This window comes from Luteibacter sp. OK325, from assembly GCF_003050935.1.
Classification (GTDB): domain Bacteria; phylum Pseudomonadota; class Gammaproteobacteria; order Xanthomonadales; family Rhodanobacteraceae; genus Luteibacter.
The window spans coordinates 353,862-362,478 of the sequence record NZ_QAOX01000005.1 but is presented as its reverse complement, the minus strand read 5'-3'; the positions used below and the strand labels follow the sequence as shown (position 1 = coordinate 362,478).

Below are 8,617 nucleotides of genomic sequence, written 5' to 3'. Positions count from 1 at the left end.
TTCGCCCCGGTGTTCCGGAAGCGGCCGGGGCCGACGACGGCACCACGCCACGGCTCTCCTCCCACTCAACCGTATCGTCGTGAGAGACCTTGGTGCCCACCCTCGAGGCGAGTTCCGCACAAGTGGAGCGGCCGTAGGCCAGATAGATACATGGGCCGCGAAGCGGTCTTCCGAACCGAACGCGGAGGACTGTCTGAGCAGCGAGGGTGGGCGCCAAGGTCTCCCCCGCGAGACGCCCAAGTGTAGAGGGCGACGGCGAAGCCGAGCCCGCTTAGATGCCGAGCATCCGCGCCGCGCGTTCGGCGATTTGCATGGCGATTTCCGTCGCGGATGCATCGCGAGCAAGAGCGCCTGCCTGTCCCGACCACAACGGCTGAAAGTCGCCAAGGCCATCCGGTTCGGTCGCTGCGCGCAACGGTGTCAACGGCCCACCGGCCAGAGGAAACGGAAGCGCGTCCGACGAGAGCATCCCGACTTCGCGCATGATCCGGTTGACAATGCCGCGAGCGGGACGGCCGGTGAGCACGTTGGTCACCGCCGTGTTGTCGTCACGCGCCGTGCGCAATGCGTTGCGGTGGGCAGTGACCGTGGTCGCTTCCTCCGACAGAAGGAACGCCGTGCCCAACTGCACCGCGGAGGCGCCCAGGCACAAGGCGGCGGCCATGCCGCGACCGTCTGCGATGCCACCGGCGGCAATCACCGGTACCTTCAGCGCATCCACCATCTGCGGCACGAGAGCGAACGTTCCGGGCTGCGTGGCCATGTCGTCCGTGAGGAAATTGCCGCGGTGACCACCGGCTTCGTAACCTTGAGCGATGACTGCATCGCAACCACGCTCCTGCAGCCACCGACCCTCGGCGACCGTGGTCGCACTCGCGATAACGATCGCGCCCGTCGCCTTCACCCGATCGAGAAGGGCGTCGACGGGCAAGCCGAAGTGGAAGCTCACTACTTCCGGGCGCAGGGTTTCGATGAGGGAGCACATCGCGCTGTCGAATGGCGCGCGTCCGCCTGCTTTGGGCAGGTCGGCAACGTTCACGCCGAACTCGGCGAAGTAGGGTGCAAGACGATCGAGCCAGCGTTGCGTGGCTTCGCCCGTGGGTGTGATCGGCGCGTGCGCGAAAAAATTCAGGTTGACCCGCGCACCCGATGTCGCCGTACGAAAGGTTTTTACCTCTGCCTCGATCGTCTGCAATGAAATCGACGCGCAGGGGATGGCACCCAGGCCGCCGGCGTGTGCTACCGCCGTGGCGAGTGCCGAACCACCCGATCCTGCCATCGGCGCGAGCAACAGGGGATGCTCGATGGCAAACAGGTCGAGGGCACGGCGATCTATCCAGGCAGTCATGGCGATTCCTGACGAACGGGCATCGGCGCACGCGGGATGGCACGCCGGGCATTGAGGTGAGAATACTCCAGCGTGGCATAGTCGGATGCCGGCCGGCCGCGTCGAGTCGCGTCACCGGTCGCTTCTCTTTCGCCGCTCTCACCCCGTACGATGTATGCGTCGGGCGAATCGTCACAGGAGCAATGCATGGTGAAGCCCGTGGGAGCACGTAGCCTCCACAACCAGGTCGTTCACGAGCTGGGCCAGCTGATCGTCAGCGGGAAACTGGCCCCAGGGGAAGGTCTGCCAAGGGAAGATCTGCTGGCCGAGCAGTTGCAGGTCAGCCGCACCGCGTTGCGCGAGGCGATGAAGGTGCTCGTGGCAAAGGGCCTGATCGAGTCCCGCCAGAGAACCGGTGCCCGCGTGCGCGAAGCGATCCACTGGAAGCAGCTCGATGCCGAGGTGCTGGCATGGCGCTGTGCCTCCATGCCGACGGACAGCTTCATCGAACAGCTGGTGGAAATGCGCGAGCTGATCGAGCCCGGAGCCGCGGCCGCGGCTGCAAAACGGCGAACCGACGCACAGATCATCGAACTCAAGGCCGCCTACGATGCGATGGCCGCATCCAGGGATCTCGACGCCTGGGCCGAAGCCGACCTGGCGTTTCACGAGATCCTGCTGCAGGCCACCAACAATTCGCTGATGGTTTCGCTGTTCTCGGTGATCGAGACGGCGCTGGGAACGTTCTTCCTGCTCTCCGCGCGCAACTCGGGCAACTTCAAGGCGGCCCTGCCGCAGCACGCGAAGGTGTATGAAGCCATTCGCCGCGGGCAGCCCGAGGTGGCCAGGAAGGCCATGCTGGTCATGGTGGCGGACTCCCGAGCCAACATTCTCGGCCAGTCCCGCAAGGCGACCTGATCACAGCGGCCGCTACGAACCGCGCCCCAGAGCCGTTCGCGCAAATGCTGCGCCGCAGCTTGCGGACATATAATAATAAAATACTACAATTGACCCACGGGACTATCTTGATCGGCGAGTGATAACGGAACAGGAGGCAAGGCGACTTGCTTCCCGGGGAACCGTGCGCCGGGAATTCATCCAAATGTGGGGAGTAAGGAATGCAGCGGAAGGTACTCGCGCTGTCGGTGCGCAATGCACTGGCGGGCATGCTCGGCATCTGTTTCATCGGTGGTTTCGTGCCGGTCCATGCGCAGGATGCGCCCGCCAACACGACCCAGGATGCCCAGCGAACGCCAGATGGAAAGGCCGTCACCGACCTCAATGGCGTCTCTGTAACCGGCCAGCTGCAGTCGTTGTTCCTTTCGCAGTCGACCAAGCGCGACGCGGTGAACACGGTGGATTCGGTATCGGCCGAAGAGGCCGGCAAGTTCCCCGACCAGAACGTGGCCGACGCGCTCCAGCGCGTGCCCGGCGTGTCGGTGAATCGCAGCGGCGGTGAATCGAACCAGATCACCGTGCGCGGTTTCGGTCCGAACTTCGTCAACGTGCTGCTCAATGGCCGCACCATGCCAACCGCCGCCAGCGATCGCGCTTTCGACTTCGACGTACTGCCGTCGGAAGTCATCCAGCAGGCCGTCGTGCAGAAGACCAGCACGCCGGACCTTGAAGAAGGCGGCATCGGCGGTACGGTCAACATCATCACGGCGCGGCCGTTCGACTTCAACGGCTGGCATGCCTCTGGCAGTGCGGCCGGCGTCAACGACAGCATCAATGGCGGCTTCGCCAACAAGACGACGCCCAAGGTGTCCGGGGTTATTGGCAACACCAACGCCGATCACACCTTCGGCTGGCTGGCGTCGTTCGTCTACTACAAGCGCGACCATATCGAACAGTCCATCGACACCCTGGGCTGGCTGCAGAACCAGGATTTCTCGCGGATCAATCCGTCCTACACCAACGTTTCGCTGCCGCAGACGCTGCAGGGCCAGGTGATCAACGAGACCCGCACGCGTACGTCCTTCAATGGCGCCATCGACTGGAAGCCGCTGGACGACGTGACCGTGAAGCTCGACGGTCTGTTCTCCGAATACAAGGTGGACTCGACGTATAACGCGTTCGGCTCCTACACCAATACCGGCATCATCCAGAACATCACCCCGGGCGCGAACGGCACCGCGCAGAACTTCGTGATGGACCAGTCGGGCGGCATGTCGAACGACTACGCGGAACAAGCCAACCCGCGTGATGCCTTCAACACGCAGTTCGGCAGCCACATCACCTGGCAGATCGATCCGTCGATGGAGCTGGACCTGGACTCCGCCGCCTCCGGGGCGTGGAACAAGCAGTCGCAGGACGGCTACTTCGTGGTGCTCGGTACGCGCAATGTCGGCGTGAATCCGACCTGGACGAACAACGGCGACAACCATCTGGGCAGCTACACCGGCCTGCTTCCGTCCACCGACGTGAACGACCTGCATGCCCACGTGACCAACCAGGGCACGCAGAGCCCGAACGTCAGCGACAAGATCTTCGAAAACCAGCTGCACCTCGGCAAGAGCTTCCTCGACGGCACGCTGTCGCGCATCGATTTCGGCCTGTCGAACTCGAACCGCAAGAAGACGGAAGTGACGTACAACACGCCGAACAGTTTCGGTTGCGCCGAGTACTGCGGCTACGTGGTGGATGTGCCGCCCGATGCGGTCGACGCGCACATCTTCCACGCGGGCAACCTTGTCAACGGCGCTTCGCCGGGCTTTCCGCGCGACTGGGTGACCTACGACGTAAAGAAGCTGTTCGCCTACCTGGCGACGCCTGCGGCTTATAACCAGCTGCCCAACGCGGATGCCTTCAAGGCCCAGCTCGACGCCAATGGCGGCGGCTTCACGTCGCAGCCGGATCCGAACACGTACAGCCAGATCAAGGAGCGGATCAGTTCCGCGTACGGCATGGCCACCCTCGAGGGCGACGGCGGCATGCCGTGGACCCTCAACGTCGGCATGCGCTATACGAAGACGAACACGACCTCGTACGCGTACTCGGTGCCGATCATCGGCATTGCCGTGAACCCGAACGATCCGACCAATGCCATCCCGACGTATGGCACGTTGAGCCCGATCGCGGAGAACGGTAACTACCATGAGTGGCTGCCCTCGGCGAACTTCAAGCTCAACCTGCTCGACAACGTGGTATTCCGTGCAGCGGCATCCAAGACGCTGACCCGGCCCGACCTGAGCAATCTCGCAGCCTCCGCGTCGTACAGCTTCCGCCCGCAGGACCAGACGGTCACGCGCGGCAATACACAGCTCAAGCCGTACCTCTCCAAGAACTACGATGCCGGTATCGAGTGGTACTTCAACGAGACCAGCTATACGGCGCTTAACCTGTTCCGCAAGCAGGTCAGCAACTTCAGCACCCTGATCACGACCGAAACGACGTTGCTGGGCTTCCCGTTCAAGCTGACCGAGCCGGTGAACCTCAACGAGGCCACGATCAAGGGCGCGGAGTTCACCTTCAACTACCAGTTCACCAAGCTGCCTGCGCCGTTCGACGGCCTGGGTGTGGCGACCAACTACACCTATGTCACCAGCGACGCGACCATCAGCCCGGACAAGCTGGCGAATGCGGGCAAGTTCGCGGTACCGGGTATCGGCAACTCGTACAACGCGAGCCTGTACTACCAGAAGGGGCCGGTGGAGGCACGAGTGGCATACAACTGGCGCGCCAAGTACCTCGCCTCGATCGCCGGCAACCAGAGCCAGCCGACCTCGGTGAAGGATTACGGCCAGCTGGATCTCAGCGCCAGCTACAAGCTCAATGAGCACGTATCGCTGTTCATGGACGCCTCCAACCTGACCAACGAGAACATCTACCAGTACCAGGTATATGACGATCGCCAGAGCTACGCCGAGGCCAATGGCCGCACCTTCTTCCTCGGTGTGCGCGCTTCGCTGTGATCCAGCTGTGCAATGACCGCTTGAGCGTGTGCGTGCTGCCGTCGGTAGGCGGTGGCATCGCACGCTTCGACTGGCTCGGTGGTAACGAGGAGGTGCCGCTCATGCGGCCCTGCCTCGGGGCGCTCGAGCGATCGCCCGGTCAGTACGAACCTAATCGACTTGCCAGTTACCCCCTCCTGCCGTGGAGCAATCGCATTGCCCACGGCGGCTTTTTTGTCGGGGAACGGCGCGTGGCCTTGCCACTCAATCGCGACGATGACGCGTGGCCGATCCACGGCAGCGGATGGCAGCGTCGCTGGACGGTGCGTCGGCACGATGCGGATGCAGCGCATCTGGAGCTGATCGAAGTCGCTCCCGATGCCTACACCTATCAGGCCAGCCTGCACTATGAGCTGGAGGGCGACGCGCTTCGCGTGCGCCTTCGCGTTACCAATACGGGCGATGCGCCCATGCCTTTCGGGCTTGGCCTGCACCCGTTCTTTCCGCTTCATGGCGGTGCGAAGCTGCTGGCACCGGCAACCGGCGTCTGGCTCAACGATGGCCACAGTCCACTTCCCACTAGTCACGATGCCGTGCCCGGGTCCTGGGATTTCTCGGCGAGCCGCGACCCGCTCACTGGGATCAATCACGCCTTCACGGGCTGGACCGGCAAGGCGGCCATCGAGTGGCCCCGGCACGCGCTGCGCCTGCATATCGAGGCGGAAGTCGACACCTATGTGCTGTACACCCCGACCGGCGAAGACTTTTTCTGCTTCGAACCAGTGGACCATCCGATCAATGCCGTGCATCTTCCGGGGGGTGCCATTGCCAACGGGATGACCCTGCTGGCGGGCGGCGAGAGCGTCGAACGTGTCTTCGTGTTCCGCGCTGAGGCTATCTAACAGTGGTGATTGTTCCCCATGAACAAGAAGGTTGAATACTTGATGCGTCACGTCACGATCGTCCGGTTCGCCATGCTCTTCACGGGCAGCCTCCTGCTCATGCCCGCCGTCGCCGCCACAAAGACGGCGCCGGCGGGGAGTACATCACCCACGTACGACGTCGCGCACAAGGTATTCCGCCTGGACGCCGGCGGTGTCACCTACGCCATGGGCGTGGACCCCCAGGGCAAGCTGCAAACCCTGTACTGGGGTGCGCGGCTGGCCGCGACCGACCCGCTCGGCCCCGCCGTTCCGGCGCCGGAGCGGTCGTCGTTCGATCCGGCTGGCGGCCTTTCGCCACAGGAGTACGCAGGCTGGGGCGGCGCCATGACGGCGACACCGGCGTTGAAGATTCGCCTTGCCGACGGCAACCGCGACCTCGTGCTGCGCTACGACAGCTACAAGATCGAGAGCGGCGGCCTGTCGATCGTCCTGCGCGATACCCAGGCCGGTGTCGCCGTGACCCTGCATTACACGGCGGATGCAGCGACCGGAATCGTCGGTCGCTCCGCGCACATCGAGAACACCGGACAGCAATCGCTCACCGTCGACAGTGCGGCCTCCGCCGCATGGAACCTGCCTCGCGGCAGCGAGTACTCCCTGCGTTATCTCACCGGTACCTGGGCGGGTGAATGGCACCTGCAGACCCGCGCCATCACGCCCGGCGCGACGGTCCTCGAGAGCCGGCGCGGTAGCACGGGCGACGAGAACAATCCCTGGTTCGCCATCGGTCGCGGCAACGCCTGGAGCGAAACGAACGGCGACGTCTGGTTCGGAGCCCTCGCCTGGAGCGGCTCGTGGAGCATCCGCGTGGACGAGGACATCCTCGGCCAGGTACGCGTGGTGGGTGGATATAACCCCTTCGATTTCGGCTACAAGCTGCAGCCCGGCCAGGCGCTCGATACGCCGGTCTTCTACGCGGGCTATACACGGGACGGCACGGGCGAGGCCTCTCGCCTGCTACATCGCTTCGAGCGCGATCGCATCCTGCCCAACGGTTCCGATACCGCCTTGCGCCCTGTCCTCTACAACTCGTGGGAAGCCACCGAGTTCAAGGTCGACGAAGCAGGCCAGGCGCGTCTGGCCGAAAAGGCCGCCGCCCTGGGTGTGGAACGCTTCGTCATGGACGACGGCTGGTTCGGCGCGCGCAACAGTGACCGCGCCGGGCTGGGCGACTGGGTGGTCAATCGCAACAAGTTCCCCAACGGACTGAAGCCGCTCATCGACAAGGTGCACGGGCTCGGCATGAGCTTCGGCCTGTGGGTGGAGCCGGAAATGGTCAATGCGGACAGCGACCTTTACCGCGCTCATCCGGATTGGGTGTTGAACTTTCCGGGCCGCGAACGCAGCGAAGGCCGCCACCAGATGGTGCTGAATCTCGCACGCGAAGACGTCAAGGCACACGTGCTCGACGTACTGGACGGCTTGCTCAAAGACAACGACATCCAGTTCCTGAAGTGGGATTACAACCGTAACTGGTCCGAGCCGGGCTGGCCGCAGATGTCGCCGGACGAACAGCAGAAGGTCTACGTCGCTTACGTCAACAATCTGTACGACATCATTCGCGAGCTGCGCAAACGCCATCCGAAGGTCGAGATCGAATCCTGTTCGGGCGGCGGCGCCCGCGTGGATCTGGGCATCATGGCGCTCACCGACGAAGTGTGGCCCTCGGACAACACCGATCCCTCGGATCGCCTGTCGATCCAGGACGGTTTCAGCCAGGCTTATGCGCCAGCCACCATGATGGCCTGGGTCACCGGCTCGCCCAACTGGGTGAACAACCGCACGAGTTCGCTGGACTTCCGTTTCCTTTCTTCGATGCAGGGCGGCCTGGGTATCGGCGCGAACCTGCTCGAGTGGACACCGGCGGACGAAGCGACGGCGCGCCATTACATCGCCGAGTACAAGACCATTCGCCACACCGTGCAGAAGGGTGAGCTTTATCGGTTGTTGTCGCCGCAGGACCGCGCGCCCTGGTCCGCCACGGAGTCGGTTGCAGGAGACGGTGCACAGGCCGTGCTGTTCGCCTTCCAACGTCAGGGCGAGGAAGCCCACGCGTTCCCGACCCTGCGCCTGCGCGGTCTCGACCCTGCCGCTCGCTACCGCTACCGCCTTATCCATGGAACCGTCGCGCCTGGCACGCCGGACGTGGCCAGCGGTGCGTACTGGATGGAGCATGGTGTCGACCTCGTCATCAAGGGCGACCTGCAGGCGGCGGGACTCGTCTTCGAGCGCGACGGCAAACGCTGAGCCCGGTTAGCGTCACCGGGAACACCGTGCCCTTGGGCGCGGTGCTTCCGGGGCGGGCACGAGTCAGAGTTCCTGACCGTTTGTATCGGTTTGTATCCGGACCGGTAGTGGATACCTAGTGTTGCAAATACCCCTCGTTCCGGACACGAGGGCGGACGGGTGCGCTCCATAGACTGTGAACACGCCGCGGCACCACACACGCTGCA

The 8,617-nt window shown here is 63.9% G+C and carries 5 protein-coding genes; 4 read left to right on the top strand and 1 reads right to left on the bottom strand.

Going from position 1 to position 8,617, the window contains the following annotated elements; translation table 11 throughout:
- Positions 1 to 271 precede the first annotated feature (271 nt).
- A complete protein-coding gene (locus tag C8J98_RS13570; RefSeq protein WP_107913710.1) occupies positions 272 to 1,348 on the bottom strand; it encodes a nitronate monooxygenase family protein in 1,077 nt (358 codons plus the stop codon).
- A 186-nt stretch (positions 1,349 to 1,534) separates the two neighbouring features.
- Here C8J98_RS13570 and C8J98_RS13565 point away from each other — a divergent pair, with 186 nt between their 5' ends.
- The 4 genes from C8J98_RS13565 (at position 1,535) to C8J98_RS13550 (ending at position 8,411) form a co-directional block, all read left to right on the top strand.
- Complete coding sequence (locus C8J98_RS13565) at positions 1,535 to 2,245, top strand: FadR/GntR family transcriptional regulator (protein WP_107913709.1); 711 nt, start codon at positions 1,535 to 1,537, stop codon at positions 2,243 to 2,245.
- Positions 2,246 to 2,445: 200 nt separating this feature from the next.
- Positions 2,446 to 5,241, top strand: coding sequence for a TonB-dependent receptor (locus C8J98_RS13560; protein ID WP_107913708.1), 2,796 nt, complete (start codon positions 2,446 to 2,448; stop codon positions 5,239 to 5,241).
- A gap of 32 nt (positions 5,242 to 5,273) precedes the next feature.
- A complete protein-coding gene (locus C8J98_RS13555) occupies positions 5,274 to 6,122 on the top strand; it encodes an aldose 1-epimerase (protein WP_199229916.1) in 849 nt (282 codons plus the stop codon).
- An 18-nt stretch (positions 6,123 to 6,140) separates the two neighbouring features.
- Entirely contained in the window at positions 6,141 to 8,411 is a 2,271-nt protein-coding gene (locus tag C8J98_RS13550; protein ID WP_233260233.1) for an alpha-galactosidase, read from the top strand.
- Positions 8,412 to 8,617: the final 206 nt, after the last annotated feature.